Annotated in this window: 15 protein-coding genes and 4 pseudogenes; 10 read left to right on the top strand and 9 right to left on the bottom strand. The window is 69.6% G+C overall.

The window, feature by feature from the left end; translation table 11 throughout:
• Nucleotides 1-140 precede the first annotated feature (140 nt).
• On the top strand, nt 141-548 hold the full coding sequence (locus OHT76_RS43715) for a hypothetical protein (protein ID WP_328876402.1): 408 nt from the start codon (nt 141-143) through the stop codon (nt 546-548).
• 320 nt (nt 549-868) lie between these two features.
• Here the strand turns inward: OHT76_RS43715 and OHT76_RS43710 are convergent, their stop codons facing one another.
• The 3 genes from OHT76_RS43710 to OHT76_RS43700 form a co-directional block, all read right to left on the bottom strand.
• Nucleotides 869-1,030, bottom strand: a complete 162-nt coding sequence (locus OHT76_RS43710) for a hypothetical protein (RefSeq protein ID WP_328876401.1) — start codon at nt 1,028-1,030, stop codon at nt 869-871.
• 326 nt (nt 1,031-1,356) lie between these two features.
• Nucleotides 1,357-2,049, bottom strand: a complete 693-nt coding sequence (locus tag OHT76_RS43705) for a metal-dependent transcriptional regulator (RefSeq protein ID WP_328876400.1) — start codon at nt 2,047-2,049, stop codon at nt 1,357-1,359.
• An 8-nt stretch (nt 2,050-2,057) separates the two neighbouring features.
• The gene (locus OHT76_RS43700; protein WP_328876399.1) at nt 2,058-2,597 is read right to left on the bottom strand and encodes a YbhB/YbcL family Raf kinase inhibitor-like protein; all 540 of its coding nucleotides are present in this window, start codon (nt 2,595-2,597) and stop codon (nt 2,058-2,060) included.
• 153 nt (nt 2,598-2,750) lie between these two features.
• Here OHT76_RS43700 and OHT76_RS43695 point away from each other — a divergent pair, with 153 nt between their 5' ends.
• Both OHT76_RS43695 and OHT76_RS43690 read left to right on the top strand, forming a co-directional pair.
• Nucleotides 2,751-3,458 (top strand): GntR family transcriptional regulator, encoded by a 708-nt coding sequence (locus tag OHT76_RS43695; protein ID WP_328876398.1) that lies wholly within the window; start codon nt 2,751-2,753, stop codon nt 3,456-3,458.
• A gap of 413 nt (nt 3,459-3,871) precedes the next feature.
• Nucleotides 3,872-4,039 (top strand): annotated as a pseudogene (locus tag OHT76_RS43690) (transposase); the annotation flags it as partial.
• A 535-nt stretch (nt 4,040-4,574) separates the two neighbouring features.
• On the opposite strand, the gene OHT76_RS43680 reads toward OHT76_RS43690, so the two are convergent.
• Nucleotides 4,575-4,952, bottom strand: a complete 378-nt coding sequence (locus OHT76_RS43680; RefSeq protein ID WP_328876396.1) for a MerR family transcriptional regulator — start codon at nt 4,950-4,952, stop codon at nt 4,575-4,577.
• 76 nt (nt 4,953-5,028) lie between these two features.
• Between OHT76_RS43680 and OHT76_RS43675 the strand changes: the two genes are divergently transcribed.
• Entirely contained in the window at nt 5,029-5,757 is a 729-nt protein-coding gene (locus OHT76_RS43675; protein ID WP_328876395.1) for an SDR family oxidoreductase, read from the top strand.
• A 428-nt stretch (nt 5,758-6,185) separates the two neighbouring features.
• A pseudogene (locus OHT76_RS43670) lies at nt 6,186-6,365 on the top strand (winged helix-turn-helix transcriptional regulator); the annotation flags it as partial.
• A gap of 91 nt (nt 6,366-6,456) precedes the next feature.
• Here the strand turns inward: OHT76_RS43670 and OHT76_RS43665 are convergent.
• Nucleotides 6,457-7,881, bottom strand: coding sequence for an alpha/beta fold hydrolase (locus OHT76_RS43665; RefSeq protein WP_328876394.1), 1,425 nt, complete (start codon nt 7,879-7,881; stop codon nt 6,457-6,459).
• Between the two features lie 202 nt (nt 7,882-8,083).
• Here OHT76_RS43665 and OHT76_RS43660 point away from each other — a divergent pair, with 202 nt between their 5' ends.
• From OHT76_RS43660 to OHT76_RS43640, 4 genes and pseudogenes are all read left to right on the top strand, one after another.
• The gene (locus tag OHT76_RS43660; RefSeq protein WP_328876393.1) at nt 8,084-9,076 is read left to right on the top strand and encodes an ArsR/SmtB family transcription factor; all 993 of its coding nucleotides are present in this window, start codon (nt 8,084-8,086) and stop codon (nt 9,074-9,076) included.
• Nucleotides 9,077-9,235: 159 nt separating this feature from the next.
• Nucleotides 9,236-9,712: pseudogene (locus OHT76_RS43650) on the top strand (DUF4253 domain-containing protein); the annotation flags it as partial.
• A gap of 58 nt (nt 9,713-9,770) precedes the next feature.
• Nucleotides 9,771-10,190, top strand: a pseudogene (locus OHT76_RS43645) (transposase family protein); the annotation flags it as partial.
• Between the two features lie 341 nt (nt 10,191-10,531).
• Complete coding sequence (locus OHT76_RS43640; protein ID WP_328876392.1) at nt 10,532-11,266, top strand: dienelactone hydrolase family protein; 735 nt, start codon at nt 10,532-10,534, stop codon at nt 11,264-11,266.
• 144 nt (nt 11,267-11,410) lie between these two features.
• On the opposite strand, the gene OHT76_RS43635 is transcribed toward OHT76_RS43640, so the two are convergent.
• Nucleotides 11,411-11,830, bottom strand: a complete 420-nt coding sequence (locus tag OHT76_RS43635) for a hypothetical protein (RefSeq protein ID WP_328876391.1) — start codon at nt 11,828-11,830, stop codon at nt 11,411-11,413.
• A 614-nt stretch (nt 11,831-12,444) separates the two neighbouring features.
• On the opposite strand from OHT76_RS43635, the gene OHT76_RS43630 reads away from it, so the two are divergent.
• On the top strand, nt 12,445-13,143 hold the full coding sequence (locus tag OHT76_RS43630; RefSeq protein WP_328876390.1) for a peptidase inhibitor family I36 protein: 699 nt from the start codon (nt 12,445-12,447) through the stop codon (nt 13,141-13,143).
• 90 nt (nt 13,144-13,233) lie between these two features.
• Here OHT76_RS43630 and OHT76_RS43625 read toward each other — a convergent pair whose 3' ends face one another.
• From OHT76_RS43625 to OHT76_RS43615, 3 genes are all read right to left on the bottom strand, one after another.
• Nucleotides 13,234-13,644, bottom strand: a complete 411-nt coding sequence (locus OHT76_RS43625; protein WP_328876389.1) for a hypothetical protein — start codon at nt 13,642-13,644, stop codon at nt 13,234-13,236.
• A 3-nt stretch (nt 13,645-13,647) separates the two neighbouring features.
• Nucleotides 13,648-14,655: a CU044_5270 family protein gene (locus tag OHT76_RS43620; RefSeq protein ID WP_328876762.1), complete on the bottom strand. Its 1,008-nt coding sequence runs from the start codon at nt 14,653-14,655 to the stop codon at nt 13,648-13,650.
• A 62-nt stretch (nt 14,656-14,717) separates the two neighbouring features.
• Complete coding sequence (locus tag OHT76_RS43615) at nt 14,718-15,266, bottom strand: RNA polymerase sigma factor (RefSeq protein ID WP_328876388.1); 549 nt, start codon at nt 15,264-15,266, stop codon at nt 14,718-14,720.
• Nucleotides 15,267-15,790: the final 524 nt, after the last annotated feature.

Here is a 15,790-nt window from a genome sequence, read left to right as displayed (position 1 = left end):
GCTGAGCCATCACGCCGGCGACGGCGGCAGCGCCCGGCGGACCTGGTCGACCGAGGTGTGCACAGCCGCGGCGAGCGCGGTCGTCTCGGGCGCTCGCCGCCCGCTTACCCTGCTCGACGGCGGCGTAGAGGCTGCGGCTGATGCCCAGCGCGCCAGCGACGTCGTCCTGGGGCAGTGCGGATCTGCCGGGCGGCGTCGAGGACCGACGCCGGCCCATCGGCGCGGGCCTGCACGAGGCGCTCGGCCCGCTCGACCTGGCTCCAGTCGCGGGCCTGGCGACAGGCCTGGTCGCGCGGAAGGTGCGCAGACGGCGGGGACTGACCCCGGGGAAACGGCCGGCCGCCCCGGACTTCGTGCGGAGGGACTTCACCGCCGAGGCACCTGACCTCGTCTGGTGCGCAGACATGACCGTGGCCAGGTCGTCGCCGCCCCGCACGCGGCCGGGACAACCCGGCGGCGGCGACGTGCGCGGCGTCATTTTCCACACGACCGCGCCGGCGAGCCTGGACTCAACCGGTCGTCGCAACACCGGCTTCCTGGGCCGATAGCAGATGCTCGTTGAGGGCTTCGGCTGGTGTCTTCCCGTCCATGGGCCGGGTCGGCTCGTGCTTCGACCATGCCGTCAGCGAGGCGTTCAGCAGCGTGCGGAAGGCCGCGTACGTCCACCGGCACACCTTCACCACCCGCACCGAAGCCCGCCTCCGGATCGCGACCTGGATCGCCGGCTTCTACAACGGCCGTCGGCTACACAGCGTGTGCGGCCTCAGAGCCCGATCGACTACGAACACGGCTACCGGGCCGGCCTCACCGAGGAACTGGCTGCACAGGAAGGCCTCCACAGTTCGAGGGGATTGACAGCCTGCGGTCGTCACAGGGCGGCGCGCCAGCTTCGGGCGTAGCCCTCGCGAAGAGGGCCGCCCGCGAGAGCGAGGATCTCTGCGGCGGCGTCGGCGAAGCCCTGCGGCTCGCCTCTCTCACAGAGGCGGCGGTAGCCGCCGAGGAGCGCTCCGCGCTCGGGGTCGGCCTGCAACAGACGGCGGGGCAGCCACTTGCCGCCGCCGGTCCAGGCCCGGCGGTGGTCGAAGAGGAGGTCGGCGGCGGTGCTGAGTAGGTGCTTTTCAACCCGGCTCGTTGAGTGATCGTGGGCCCGGTTGGTGCGTGCATTCGCTGTCCAGAATGCACGCGTCGTCGACGAGGTCCCGGCAGCCCGGGGAGAACTGGCCGGCCGTCACCTGCGGGGCAACCTCATGTACACCTTCCGCTGAATCAACGAGGATGGCCCTCGACCACGATCGTGGTCGAGGGCCATCCTCGTGCCTGCACGGGCCACGGCAACGGGCCGGCACCCGGCTGGGCTCAGCGTTTGGTCACAAAGACGTGCGCGGCAGTCTGCGTGGTGAGTTCGGCGGCCTCCCCGCCGTTGCCGACTATCACGCCGCCGGGCAATGACGTCACGGTCACGACCGCGCCGGGCTGCACCCCGGCGTGCCGCAGGGTGTACATCAGTTGGGGGTCGGTTTGGATCAGCTCCCTTATGCGCCGTACGACCGCGCTCGCGCCGTTCGGCCCGGGCTTGAGGTCGCTGAGTCTGACCATGCTTTCGTCGGGGAACGGATCCACGGTGCTCTTCTCGCCGAGTTCCTGAAGGCCCGGGATCGGGTTGCCGTACGGCGACTCGGTGGGGTGGTTGAGCAGTTTGAGCACGCGCCGCTCCACGGCCTCGCTCATCACGTGCTCCCAGCGGCAGGCTTCGGCATGCACCTGTTCCCACTCCAGCCCGATCACGTCGACGAGCAGGCACTCCGCGAGCCGGTGCTTGCGCAACACGCGCGTGGCGAGCCGGCGGCCCTCCGGCGTCAACTCCAGGTGCCGGTCGAGCGCGACGTGCAGCAGACCATCGCGCTCCATCCGGGCCACGGTCTGGCTGACGGTGGGGCCGCTCTGGTTCAGACGTTCGGCGATGCGGACGCGCAGGGGGACCGTGCCTTCCTCCTCGAGCTCCAGCGTGGTGCGGAGATACGTCTCCGTGGTGTCGATGAGTCGGGACATGCTGATGGTCAGGCGCGGGTCTCGGCGGTGGCGGTCAGGACCGCGCGGCCGAGGATGTGGCCGGCCATGGTGAAGCCGAGGACGGCAGGGGTGGCGTCGGCTGCGACGCCGATGGACTCGACGCCGAGGGCGTGCACCACGACGAAGTAGCGGTGCGGGCCGTGCCCGGCCGGCGGGGCGGCGCCGATGAAGCGGGCGGCGCGGGCGTCGCCCGGCAGCTGGAAGGCGCCCTCGGGCAGGCCCGAGCCGGTGTCGTCGCCGGCGCCTTCGGGCAGTTCGGTGACGGTGGCGGGGATGTCGGCGACCGCCCAGTGCCAGAACCCGGACCCGGTGGGGGCATCGGGGTCGTAGACGGTGACGGCGTAGCTCTTGGTGCCTTCCGGGGCGCCGCTCCAGGACAGCTGCGGCGAGACGTCCTTCCCGCCGGGGACGCCGAAGATGCCGGAGAACTGCTCGGGCGACCAGGCGGCACCGTCGGTGACGGTGGCGCTGGTAACGGTGAAGGAGGCCGCCTCGGGGAGGCGGGCGAAGGGGTCGTTGGCGCTCATCGCGTCGTTCCTTTCAGGACTGTGCTCTGGGGTGGGTGCCGGTGATGCGGCCGACGCAGGCCCGCATAGGGATACGTCCGTCGCTCCTCACCAGCTCTAAATCGACGATAACACAGATAATCGATTATCTCTGGAATCGTCTATGCTGAGGGCATGACCGAGACGGCCCACACCTCGACCTCGCCGCCGGGGAAGCAGATGCTCTCCGAGCAGGTATACGCACACATTCGGGACGCGATCATGCGCGGAGACCACGCCCCCGGTGACGCCCTCAAACCGCAGGAGCTCGCCAAGGAACAGGGCGTGAGCCTGGCCGTCGTGCGTGAGGCGCTCGTTCGGGTGGTCGGCGAGGGTCTCGCCGACCGGCTGGCCAACCGCGGGTTCGCCGTCCCCGCCTTCTCCGACCGCCGCTGGCAGGAGATCGCGGAGGCTCGCCGGACCATCGAACCGGTCCTGCTGCGCATGTCCGTCGAGCGCGGGGACGTCGACTGGGAGGCCCGCGTACGAGCCGCCCACCACCGTCTGGCCCGCACCCCCGCGTACGAGCCCGAGGAGGGCGACTACTACAGCAGCGCGTGGTCCGAAGCACACCGGGTCTTCCACCGCACCCTGCTGGAGGGGTGCGGCAACCCCGTGCTGCTGGAGACCTTCGACCGGATGTGGACCGCGAGTGAACTCGCCCGCCGCTGGTCGGCGCACCACAACCCCGACCGGGACCACGTCGGCGAGCACCGCCGACTGGAGGAGGCGGCGCTGGCCCGCGACGCCGACACCGCGGCCGAGGTACTGACCCAGCACCTCACCCAGACCGCGGCCGTACTGACCGGCCGCGCCCACCACGAACCCACGAAGAAAGCCTGATGCGCCCCGCCGACATGACCGGAGATCTGCACCTGATCACCGACACCGGAGCTGTGGACGTCGCCGACGCGAGTCAGGCTCCGCCCGTCCAAACCACCACGCGACAAGTTCAAGGCGCTTGCCCAGGCCGAGGGCCGCACGCCTTCCAACGACCTCATCGAGGCCATGCACGACCGGGACAACAAGAAGCGGCGCCGGCGCGGGGCGGACGAGGTGTTGGAGCCAACGAGTAGAACGACCCTCGTCAGCCGGCGGCCGGTGCCTTCCGTGTCCACTGGCCCGTTCGGGGGTTCTTGCGGGTCAGGCGCCGGATCATCATGGTGATGAGTGCCCAGTTCACATGGGCGCGCCGCGACGGCGGCTTCCGCTCCACCTGGGCTCGGGCGGAAACGCCACCGTGGGAGGTGCCCAACTTCACGGTTGTCCCGCGCCGTTGGGTGGTAGAACGGTCGTTTGCCTGGCTGGGGCGCTGCCGCCGTCTCTCGAAGGACTACGAGTACCTGCGCGTCAATTCGGAGAACGCCATCTACCTCGCCATGGCCCTGATCCTTCTGCGCCGCCTCGCAAGACCAGCCCGCTGACCAGCTTTTCAGACACCCTCTACTGAGGTTGAACTCGTGGTGTCCTAGGGGCTGACCGCTGGCCGTCGGCCCCGGTATCACCGGAGGCACGCGGTATCCAAAAGGGGGCGGGCTGACCGCCGAACGTCATCAGTTCTTGATCCCCAGATCGGCGGCAACCGACCTGATCGTTGCCCCGGGCCGCGACTGGTACAGCGCGACCGCGTCCGCCTTGAACTGCGGCGGACAGTTCTTCATGACCACGAGATGTCCGTTCTCAGATCCTTAAGGATCCAGTGTCTCGCGTGTCCAACATCAGGGGTCAAGGCCTTCCCTCGCATGGCCGCACTACACCGTCCTGCCAGCTGACCGGCAAACCCTGACGGCCTACGACCGCAAAGACCCTGGAGAACCAGACCACAACGCTGGTCTCCGCCCTGCCCGAACACCGAAAATCACATCGGCCGCCCGACAACAGTTCCCCCTCAACCACTCCTCATCGCCCCAACCAAGACAGCAAGGTCAGATCGCTGAAGAGACGTCTGGCCGACCGCGCCTACGGGTGCGTGTCCGTGATCGCGATGACCTCGTCGAGGTGGTCCAGGGCGGCCTGCAAGTCGTCGATCTTGGCCTGGATGCGCTCGCGTTCGGCTCGCAGCATGGCTCGTTGCTCGGCGTCGGTGTGCCCGGAGTCCCAGCACGGCAGGAGTTCGGCGATCCTTCGGCTGGTGAGGCCGACGGCAAACATCTGCTGGAAGAAGCGGACCAGGGCGATGGCGTCCTGCCGGTACAGGCGCTGACCGGACGGGCTGCGCTCCGCGACGAGCAGCCCTTGCTGCTCGTAGTAGCGCACGGCGCGCACTGAGACGCCGGCACCTCGTGCCACCTCGCCGATGCGGATCAACCGCTCGGCCGCGGCCACTGTGACAGTCATGGTGATTCCTCTCACCCCTGGCCCTGACGACCAGCACTTGCCTCTGACGCTAGCGTCAGGTTTTAGCGTACCGGCCATGGATATCAACAACTCCGTCGCCCTTGTCACCGGAGCCAACCGCGGCCTGGGCCGCGCCTTCTCCCAGCGCCTGCTCGAACGGGGCGCCCGCAAGGTCTACGCGACGGCCCGCCGACCGCAGACCGTGGACCTGCCCGGGGTCGAGGTACTGCCCCTCGACATCACCGATCCCGCATCCGTGAAGGCCGCCGCCGAGGCCGCCCCGGACGTTTCGCTCCTCATCAACAACGCGGGAATCAATACGGGGACCGACCTGGTGACCGGTTCGCTGGACGCAGTGCGGCACGAGCTGGAAACCAACCTGTTCGGCCACCTGGGAATGATCCGGGAGTTCGCGCCGGCGCTCGCCAACAACGGCGGGGGCGCAATCGTCAACGTCCTCTCCGCCATGTCGTGGTTCGGGGTCAAGGGCGCCAATGCCTACCACCTGACCAAGGCCGCCGCCTGGGCCATGACCAACGGTGTCCGCCTGGAGCTCGCCGAGCAGGGCACGCTCGTCACAGCGGTACACCTCGGCCTGGCCGACACCGACATGGCAGCGGGCTGGCCCGTGGACAAGATCGCTCCGTCGGACCTGGCCGACGCGGCGCTCGACGGTGTCGAGACGGGCTCCGCCGAGGTCCTCGCCGACCAGTGGAGCCGGGACGTCAAGTCCCGTCTGCCGCTGACACCGGAAGAATTCAACGCCGCAATGGACCGCGCCCTGGCGGCACTGATGGCAGCCTGAAGGGCCCCTGGGGCCGCACGGACTTCGGCCGGCTACTTCTTCGGCTGCCACGAGTTCGCTGCGGAGAATGCAGGACCATCCCCGCGGGCGCGCGGGAAGCACGGACTCCAGCAGAAGTTCGGGCAGATCAAGCAGGGACCATCCCCGCGGGCGGGGATGGTCGGTCCCCTCAATGTCGCCGAGCACATGGCGGCGGCCTGTTCCCGGCAGCCGCAGGGATGTTCCCTCGACTCATCCCCTCATCCGCCCGGACGAACTCGCCAGACATGCAACCTCAACCGTTCGGTCCTCAGCAGCACACAAGCAGCCATCTTCCCAACGAAGACGGCATCAATATGCCTAGAAGGAGAGCTACTTCGTAAATCCAACATTGCACGGTGTCAGTAGCAGCGCCGGATTCCCACTCATGACGAGCACCAAGCATGCCAATCGCCGAACTCGGCGCCGCGGGACTCGTGCTGCGCGAGGTCGACGAGGGCCCGCCGCTGCGGATGACGTACCGGCTGACGGAGGCGGGAGCCGCACTGGGGCCCGCGCTGAAAGAACTCGGGCGGTGGGCGCACAACTACCTGCCGGGACCCCAGCCGTGCGTGAAGACGACCGGGTAGCGGTCGCGAAGGCCATCGTGGCGAGCGCCCCGAGATCGCGTACGGCCGCTCAAGAACGAGGTCGGCCGGCAGCCGCGCTGCCGGCCTGCCCTCAGCGTCCCAGCAGGAAGTCGTGCACCGCCTCGCGGCCCACGTCACTCGTCGCCCGGCTCTGTACCGAGTGCGCGGCGCCCGGGACCACCACCACACGGGCTCGTGGGGTCAGCCTCTTCTGGTCGTAGAGCCATTCCACCGGGGTCGACAGGTCACGGTCGCCGCCCAGGAGCAGCACCGGTACGGCCGGAAGGCGGCGGTGGGCTGAAGGCAGCGGGGGTGCCGGGGTGCTGGGCCAGTAAAGGCAGCTGAGCATCGAGCCGTTGCCGGTCGCCGTGGCGGCGTCGAAGGGACCGTAGTCGGCGGGCGTCAGCCGCGCGGCGGCCTTGGCCAGGGCGTCCGCGCGGCCCGCCACCGGTGCGTCCGAACGCCCCCACGGGTAGCGGCCGTCCAGGCACAGGGTCGCCGCGTGCAGTCCCTGGCTCAGCTCCTCCGCGGTCGCCGCGCTGCCCTGGCGAGTGCCGGTGATCAGGCGCCGGAGGGGGGCCGGATCGCCGTTCGCCGCCTCGTGCAGGGCCTCGATCATCGCCCGGTAGTCCGGGTCCACGAACCCCCAGGTCGTCAGCGCGTCCAGGACGTCCACGCCGTTGTCGTACGTGTCGACGACCTCGGCCAGATCCGCCGCCGGGTCCGTCGTACAGGCGATCGCCTCGCACGCCTGGGTCAGCACCCGCGGCGCAGCACGCAGGGCCGCGCGGTCCATGGGGTCGTAGCCCGTCTGCGGGACCACCGAGTCCAGGACCAGGCGGGCCACGTGACCGGGGTGCGCGAGGGCGTAGCGCTCGGCGGTGTACGTGCCGTAGGAGACGCCGTCGAGGGTCATCTTCCGCGCGCCCAGTGCCCGGCGGAGCAGTTCCAGGTCCGCGACCGTGTCGTTCGTGCCGTAGTAGCGGCGGTCGGGGCCGAGAGCCGTCGCGCAGTCCGTGACCGCCTGCTCGGTGGGCGGGGTGAGGTCGGACGAGCCCATCTGCCGCTGCAGATCCGGGCATTGCAGGGCGCCGCCGCCTGTACCTCGCTGGTCGACCATGACCAGGCGGTAGTCCTTCAGCACCGGGGCCAGCTTCTGGCGCAGGCGTGCCACGTACGGCACGCCCGGCTGGCCCGGGCCGCCCGTCAGGAAGAGCAGGACGCCCCGCGGGGCCTTGGCGTTGTCCGCCATCGCCACCTTCAGACCGAGCCGGCCAGGGGCGCGGCCGCTGTGGTCGAGCGGGACTGTCAGGGTGGCGCAGGTGAAACCGTCCAGACCGGGGCAGGCCACGGCGCCGGAGAGTCCCCCGCTCTCCCCGGCTGCCGGGAGTCCCCCACTCCCTTCGGCCGACGGGGGTCCCCCGCTCCCCCCGGTCGGCGCCGCGGCCTGCCGGTCCTGGGCGGCCGACGTACAGGTGCCCGACAGCAGCAGGGCACCGAAGGCGGCGGCCGCCACGGCCGTCGTCCGTGCTCCCCGCCGCCGGATTCCCCTTGTCCCGCTCTTCCCCCGTATCCCCGGCACGTCCTCTCCCCCCGCTCCGGTCCCCTCCGCTACGTCCGCCATCAGACTGCGCCGAGGGCACCCTGCGCCGCGAGCGTTCGTGTCACGATTCGAACAGCTTCGAAGGGTCAGGAGACCCGGGGACAGGGGGAAGCCCATGATCCAGCTCACCGTCGACGCCGCGGGTCTCGCCCGCTCCCGCTTCGCCGTCTCACCCCTGCATGAGGTCACCGCCACCCTGCTGCCCTGGGGCCTGCGGCCGGCCGACGACGCCGATCCCTGGGTCGCCCGCGCCCGGCGCGTCCTGCGGCGGGCCCGGCTGCCCCTGCTCGGCGCGCTCGCGCTCGACGGCGGCGGCTACGTCCCCGACTTCCTCAGCCCGCACCCCGCCGGCCCCTCCCCCACCGTCGAGGAGGAACTGGACCGCGTCCGCGCCACCCCGCCCGAGCGCGTCCTCGGCGAGCTCGAGGCGCTGCGCCACGGCCGCCCCCGCAACGGCCTCGCGGGAGCCGAACTGCCGCCCGAGGTACGGCGGTTGATGGACCGTGGCGGTACATACGTCGCCCGGCAGGCCGCGGCGGAACTGCGGCGCTACTGGGACCTCGCCTTCGCCCCGCACTGGGAGGCCGCACAGGCCGCCCTGGAGGCGGAAGTCGACCGGTGCGCCGGGGCGCTGGCCCGACGCGGCGCGGCCGGTCTCTTCAACTCGCTCCACCCGGGCATCCGCTGGACCGAAGCCACACTCCGCATCGACAGCCGGTTCTCGGTGGCGCTGCCCGCGCCCCTGGTGGTCGTGGTGCCCTCACTGGTGGCGCCCGGGCCGGCGGTCGCCGTGGACCCCGTCAAGGGCGGGAGCCGGCCCCCGATAGTGACGTACCCCGTCCGCCGCGACCGCGGGACCGCGCCGTCCAGCGCGCCCTCCGCCGAACTGGCCCGTCTGCTCGGCCCCACCCGCGCCGGACTCCTCGCAGCGCTCGCCCGGCCCGCCTCCACCGCGCAACTGGCGGCACATCACTTCCTCAGCCCCGCCACGGTCTCGTACCACCTGGGCATCCTGCACAAGGCGGGCCTCGTCGCACGCGCCCGCTCCGGGCGGGCAGTGCTGTATCGCCGCACTCCGCAAGGCTCCCGGCTGACCGAACGTACATAACCGCTCACTTCGCGATCCATACGGTCACCTCCTTGGTCACCTGGTCGATGTCGGACCCGTACCGTCGCCCGCATGGTCCAGGTTCCGGGGATGGGCAGGTTCACGGCGTTCGCGGACCAGTAGCCGCCCCGGTCGGCGACCCTGGCGTCGATCGGGCCGATGTCCTGGCTGGGGAGCGTGAAGGAGATCCGCAGCTCGGGGACGGCGGTCAGGCCGCCGTCCTGCGACGGGCTCGGGGCTTGCGAGGGCACCTCGGCAGTCGACTGCGGGTCCGTCTGGACGGCTTACGAGGACGACGACCAGCTCAGCACCGACGAACGCCTGGCCGTCACCGCCCCCTTCGGCCAGACCTGGCCCGGTCCCGCACCCGCTCCGGCGCCCTCCGCGGACCCTGAGCAGATGGCCGAGCAGTACGCGCGAGCCTTCCTGGCCCAGAACCCGCATGTACGCCTGGGGCTTGTCGCAGCACCCCGCGGCGCCGAGGCCCTCGCCGCCGTCGGCTGGACCGGCCCCGTCAACTATGACAACGACACAGCCACCTTCTCCGCCGTCGTCCGCGACTGGGAAGACCGCTTCGGGGTACGCGTCGTCGGCATCGGATTCAGCACCCTCCACCTCAGCGTCGCCACACCCCCGAGCCGGCGTGAGGACGCCCTGTCCGTTGCCGCCGAGCACTTCGCCTTCTGCCCCGACAAGCCGCGCGGACTATTCGGCCAAGCACCGCCGGCACGGCGTGAATGTCCAGGCCGTCACCGACCCGGACGGGAACCTGCTGTGGCTCTCGCCCGCGCTGCCGGGACGCACCCACGACCTGACCGCGGCCCGCACCCACCGCATTATTCGGATCTGCGAACGCCAGGGCGTCCCCGTCCTCGCCGACCGCGCCTGCACGCGAGCCGGCTCCTGGGTCACCACCGGCCTCAAGCGGCCACCCGGCGGGGAACTCACCCCGACCCAGCGCACCGTCAACCGCGCACTCGCCCGGGCCCGAGCGCCCGTCGAACGCGCCATGGCACGGCTGAAGTCCTGGCAGATCTTCCGCAGATCCCGCATCAGCCCCAACCACATGACCGTCAGCACCAAGGCCGTCCTCACCCTGGACAGACAACGCTGAAAACGCTCCGTGCAGTGAGGACCGTGCAGCTTCAAGATCGGAATGGGTGCCACGGGCAGCGCGTCGAGCGGTTCGGGAGCGAGGTGTTGGCCGAGATCATTCTTGCGAACTGCATTGTGGTTTGACGGTGTTGGCGGCGGCTTCGTCGGGTGGGCTATGTTGCAGACATGACTACCGGGACGGCATTGCGCCACACACGGATTGGTGACCCGGTGCCCTTCTGAGCGCCGTACGGGCCAGTGCGGGCCCGCTGTTCGATCGAGGATCGTGCGCTGCCGCGCGGGCTCCGCCTCCGTCGTGTTGATCACAGGCTCGACACATCAACCACGACAGGAGAATTCATGCCCACCAAGACGCTGCAGATTCCCACCGCGGACGGCCAGGCCGATGCTTTTGCCGCTTTCCCCGTCCACGGCGAGCAGCACCCAGGGGTGCTGATGTACGCGGACGGCTTCGGCATCCGGCCCGTGCTGCGGGAGATGGCCCGCGAACTGGCCGGGCACGGGTACTACGTACTCGTCCCCAACCTCTTCTACCGGCACGGCACGGCACCGGTGATTGAACTTCCCGAGCACATCGGAGAAGAGGCCCGGCCCGCGGTCTTCGCTCAGCTGATGCCCTTGATCGAGGCGCACACCGCCGACCGTGTCCTGCGAGACGCTGACGCCTACCTCAGGTTCCTCACTGCTCAGCCTGAGGTCAGCGCCGGACCGGTCGCGGTGACCGGCTATTGCATCGGTGGCCTCTTGGCGACGCGTACCGCCGCGGCCCACCCCGGCCAGGTGGCCGCTCTCGCCGCATTTCACGGCCCGGTGGGAGTCGACGGACCCGACAGCCTTTCCAAGCTCTCCGCCGAGGTCCACTTCGGCCATGCCGAGAGCGACTTGACGTCCGAGGCTCTCGGCGAGCTCAACAAGGCCCTGGATGCGGCGGGTGTCGGCTACACCTCCGAGATCTATCCCGGCACCGTTCACGGCTTCACCATGTCTGACACCGATGCCTTCAACCCCGCCGCAATGCAGCGCCACTGGGACCGCCTGCTGCCCCTTCTCGGGCGCACCCTGACCAGGGGTTGAGGCGCTCCGGCGCGGAAACCAAGCCTCTGAAGTACACGGCTCCGGAGCCGTGGAGGTGTTCGAAGCTGGTGTGAGGGCGGGCTCTGCCCGCCCTCACCGGTTGGGGGCCATCGGTTGATGGCGGTGATGTGCGCTGCCCGATCCTCAGGCGACGGGTGGTTGGGGCTGGGTGGGCAGGATACGGACGACGGGGGCAGGGGCCGTGGGCTGCTGGCGGAGCTGCCGGTTCTCCAGGGTCAGCTGGTGGACGACGCGGATGAGGGCTTCGCGGTCGGCGCGGAGTTCGGTGAGCTCGTCCTTGTCTGCTGCGCGGAGTTCCTTGAGTTTCACGACTTGTTTGCGTAGCTGCGTTTCGGCTTTGGCAGGTTGGGCCTTCGGGCGGACCATGGCGTAGAAATCGTTCTTCAGATCCGGATGGCGTTGGGTGAGTGTGTTGCGGGGGACGTCGGCTTCCTGGGCAAGGGCGACGATGGTCAGGGCTCCGTTGGTGTGCTGGGCGGTGCCGGTGAGGATGCGGTTCATGGCGGAGCGGATGCGCTCGCGTTCGTCCAGAGCGGGGCTCACAGGGCGTCTCCATCTTGGGCAGTGATGCGCTGGTGGTGTCGCGCGGCGTGCTGCCGGAGTTTGCTCGCGGTGCTGCGGAGCCGTTCGGCCAGCGGGGCGGGTAGGTACGCGACGCGCTGGCCTGCAGGGCTTCCCGCAGTCCGAGCCGGCCGGCGGCGCGGAACGCGAGCTCTCTCGACGTCCTCCGGACGGGCACCAGCCCCGATTTTCCCGAGCACGGGGCGGGGCTGACAGGGCCCGGGGGTGACTACCAAGAGGCCCTGTCCGTATGCGAGTTGTGCCCGATGATCACCCGATCTCGGGGTGGACGTTCGATCCGCATGTTCCACAGCCGAAACAGCAACGGCCAGTGAGGCCTGTTTTCGGTCGAGCCGGGTGTGAACAGACCCGAGGCGTCAGGCCATCGAGGAAGGGATTCCGCCCAGCCGGGCAGTGATCGCTGCAGGCTAGCCCTCTCCGACCGTTTCGGTTCAAAACGGACGGCGTTATTCCGAGGCCTGCGGCCGTGCAGCCAGTTCCCGCCACCACCTCCGTTTCAGACGTCTGTTCGTATTTCTGTGCCTAGTGTGACGCCTGTGTGACTGACCAACGCACGCCAATCACCAAGAGGAAAGATGCACACGAGACGTTCGATCCGTACGGCATCAACGGTCGCGGGGGCAGTGGTCCTCCTCGCCACGGCAATCATGGGTGGTACACCGGCCCAGGCACAGCCACGCCCGGTTCTCCCGGCGGTCGCAGCTACCGACAACCGGCCAGAAGTGCGTGCCCTGTCGACCGACGAGCGGCAGGAGCTGCAGGCGGAGATTGACGCGACCCTCGCCGAGACCGGCAACGGGGGCGTACAGATCAGCGCCAACGAGGTCTCCTGGAACGGTGGCGAGCCCATTTTGGTCTTCCCCCTTCCTGGGGAGACCAAGGCTCCGCCCTCCAGCCCAGCAGCGCGGAACGCCGAGGGGCTCAGCTCGACGAGCGACGTGGAACCGCAAGTCGACTGGGAGGACTGTCCGGCCGGTGCCGACGACAACCGCTGGTACTGCTTCTACCAGTACGCGGGCTTCGAGGGGCGCCGATTGCAGTGGAACTGGGCGCACTGCCAAACGGGAATCCGGTTCACCGACTACGGCTTCGACAACAAGACCACGGGGTGGGTGAACACGACCAGGAACGTCGACAATGTGGGGATAAGGGTGACCGTCTTCGACGGGTGGTTCGTCGACACACTGTGGCGGGAACAGCCGTGGACCAAGGTGAGCCGGGTGGACTCCTTCCACGACAACAAGGCCAGTAGTTTCAGGGCCTGCCGGATCTAGCGGAGCGCGCCAGCACTGCACTGATCGTGATGGCCCACGGGGCGCCCCGGGTTGGACCGGGGCGCCCCGCAGTTCTTGTCCTTTGGCCTGTCAGGGCCGAGAGGGCGGCGCCTCGATCGCCTCGACGCGTGCGGCCAGGTCGCGGTACATCGCTTCCAGCCTGGTCACACGCTCGGCGAGGTTCTCTCGCGGTTCGCCTGCGAGATGGGCAGGGCCGGGATCGAGGACGTAGGTGTCCAGGTAGTTGTCGTGCAGTTGCACATGCTCGGTCCTGCGCAGTTCGCGGATCGCACGGTGTACGTCCTCTTCCTGCAATCCGTACTGGTGCCGCACCTCGGTAATGGTGGGCAGCACGTCGCCGAAGGCGTAGAGGCCCGCGGCCAGGCCGTCACGGATGTGCCGGACGAACTGGTCCCGTGCTCCGTCCACGTCGCTCTTCGTCGGTCCGGGCAGCCGGATCGCTTCCAGGTCGGAGGGCCTGTCGTACTTCCTTTCCGGCATCGTTCACGGCCTTTCGCCGGTCGTGGAGACGCTGCTCCGGTCGAGCGTCTCGGTCACGGCGAGGGTGGCGGGGACTGAGACGTTGAGGTGCCGCGCGTGTCCGAGCAGGGCCGACTCCGTGCCCACCGGGTAGCCCGTCTCTGGATCGAACAGCACGGTTTCCCGCTGCGTGCTGCCGTCGAGCGTCTCGCTCTGCGACACCGCGACCGCGCGCCGTCCGTTCCAGGTCGTGGTGGTCGCCACGGTCACGCCAGTGCTGTCGGCGAGGACCTGCAGGGCGGCGGCGCGCAGACGCGGATCGACGGCGCCGGTCTTGCCCGCGTAGGTGAGCATGTCACGCACTCCGTGGACGATCATCCCGCCCTCCCAGTTGACCTTGGTCAACTGGCGTGCGAGCGCTCGGGGATCGGTTGAGAAGGGTGCGACCGTGCCCCAGTCACCGCCCTCCGGCGCAGGGAACTTCCCGGGCCCGAAGCTCCGGTCCTCGACTCCTGTGTCGGCGACCAGCCCGGCTTCCTCGGCGTCCCTGCGCTGCTCCGGGTTGGGGTAGAGCGGTTCGCCGTACGCGCTGCGCTGCCGTCCTGAACCGTCCTTGTCCACCCATGACTCAATCACCGTCGGAACGGCTGCGTTCGCCACGCCCCCTGGAACGTCCCCCGCAGTGTCGAGCCACCATCCCCACGTCTTCGAGTACTGGTACACACCCTGCGCTTCCTCGGGTTCGAGCGCTTCGACGCGCTGCGCGAACGCAAGGAGGAACGCGCGCGCCGACTGCCCTTCAACGGGATGCAGGGACAGCACAGGCGGCGTGTAGGCGACCGGTGCCGGTGCCGCGGTGTCCGGGACGAGGGTGCCGCCGCCGACGGCCACCACCGCGCCGACGGCCACAAGGCCTGCCCCCGCGAGAAGTTGCCGTCGTCCCACACGGACTCGCCGCGGGCGCCGGGACTGGCGTAGCGCATGGAGCGTGTGTTCCGCACGCGGCGTCAGGAGGGTACCGGCATCGTCCATGGGTCCGCCCGCCGGATCGTTGGCTGTGGTGAGCAGTGCTCGCACCCGCTCCACGTCTCGCTTCACGTCGCTGTCCTCTCCGCTACAGAGCCATGGCCGGCCACCGCCGGTATCTCCCTCGCGAGCTCGCGCTCCAGCCTCCGCCGGGCCCTGTGCAGACGCACGGTGAAGGCGGCTTTGCTGCACCCGAGCGCATGGGCGGCCTCATACGGAGGCAGGCCGTCCCACGAGACCAGCATCAGCACCTCACGGTCCCGCTCGGGTAGCCGCTCAAGTACCCGGGCAGCCCCCATACGCTCCAGGACCTCGGCGTCCGCGCCCGGTTCGCCACCATGGGCGTCCTCCTCATCACGCAGCCGACCTGCCAGCCGGTCAGCCCGCCCCTGGGATCGCCGCGCGTTTGCGGCGACCCGCCGGGCGATGCCGTACAGCCACGGCAGAGCGGCGCCCCGCCGTGTCGACCAGCGCTCCCAGGCAATCGTGAAGACCTCCGAAGCCGCGTCGTCAACCAGGTCCGGTGCCAGCCTGCGCCTCAAGTACCGGACCACGGCGTGGTACGAGTCGCGGTACACCGCCTCGAACCGAGACCACTCGTCTGCGATCTCACCCACACGGCCTCCCCTTCCGATGATGCTCGCAGACTGTTTGTGTCCAGCGCCCCGGCGCGATTACAGCCGATCACAGGTTTTCTGCCCCACCGGCAGACCGGCCAGACCTGAGCCGCCGGTGGGAGCGCTGTCGATGTTCAGGTACGGAAGTTGCCGACGGCCACGGCCGCCGGACTCCAACACGCATTCACGGCGATCGCATACGATCAACCAGATTCGCGCTCGCGGCATCGTGCCGGCCATCCTCCCGCCCAGCCGCCCCCGCGGTTTGATCCCGGATGGCGTCGGAGCCGACGCAGCCCGTCGGCGTGAGCGGCCGAGCCGGTCGGCCGCCGACGCCGCCCTGTGGGGTGTCGGTACGGTGCCCGCCATCGAATTACAGGCTGCGGCTGTGAAGCTGGGTGCTGGCCTGCCTGACCTTTTGGGAGGGCCAGGTCTTCGTTCACAGGAGAAACGGCGTTCTACCGAACGTGGATCAGCGTCTACAGGCATGCGCCCAGGAAGCAGGCTGCTCCTTCGAGCACGTC

Origin of the sequence: Streptomyces sp. NBC_00287 (genome assembly GCF_036173105.1) — a bacterium.
Classification (GTDB): Bacteria; Actinomycetota; Actinomycetes; order Streptomycetales; family Streptomycetaceae; genus Streptomyces.
This window is presented reverse-complemented; position numbering and strand designations above follow the sequence as displayed.

Bases quoted from the DNA above. Each gene is read 5' to 3' on its own strand.
- OHT76_RS43715 (WP_328876402.1), top strand. From the start codon at position 141: ATGCCCAGCGCGCCAGCGACGTCGTCCTGGGGCAGTGCGGATCTGCCG.
- OHT76_RS43705 (WP_328876400.1), bottom strand. From the start codon at position 2,049: ATGTCCCGACTCATCGACACCACGGAGACGTATCTCCGCACCACGCTG.
- OHT76_RS43700 (WP_328876399.1), bottom strand. From the start codon at position 2,597: ATGAGCGCCAACGACCCCTTCGCCCGCCTCCCCGAGGCGGCCTCCTTC.
- OHT76_RS43695 (WP_328876398.1), top strand. From the start codon at position 2,751: ATGACCGAGACGGCCCACACCTCGACCTCGCCGCCGGGGAAGCAGATG.
- OHT76_RS43680 (WP_328876396.1), bottom strand. From the start codon at position 4,952: ATGACTGTCACAGTGGCCGCGGCCGAGCGGTTGATCCGCATCGGCGAG.
- OHT76_RS43675 (WP_328876395.1), top strand. From the start codon at position 5,029: ATGGATATCAACAACTCCGTCGCCCTTGTCACCGGAGCCAACCGCGGC.
- OHT76_RS43660 (WP_328876393.1), top strand. From the start codon at position 8,084: ATGATCCAGCTCACCGTCGACGCCGCGGGTCTCGCCCGCTCCCGCTTC.
- OHT76_RS43640 (WP_328876392.1), top strand. From the start codon at position 10,532: ATGCCCACCAAGACGCTGCAGATTCCCACCGCGGACGGCCAGGCCGAT.
- OHT76_RS43630 (WP_328876390.1), top strand. From the start codon at position 12,445: ATGCACACGAGACGTTCGATCCGTACGGCATCAACGGTCGCGGGGGCA.
- OHT76_RS43625 (WP_328876389.1), bottom strand. From the start codon at position 13,644: ATGCCGGAAAGGAAGTACGACAGGCCCTCCGACCTGGAAGCGATCCGG.
- OHT76_RS43620 (WP_328876762.1), bottom strand. From the start codon at position 14,655: ATGGACGATGCCGGTACCCTCCTGACGCCGCGTGCGGAACACACGCTC.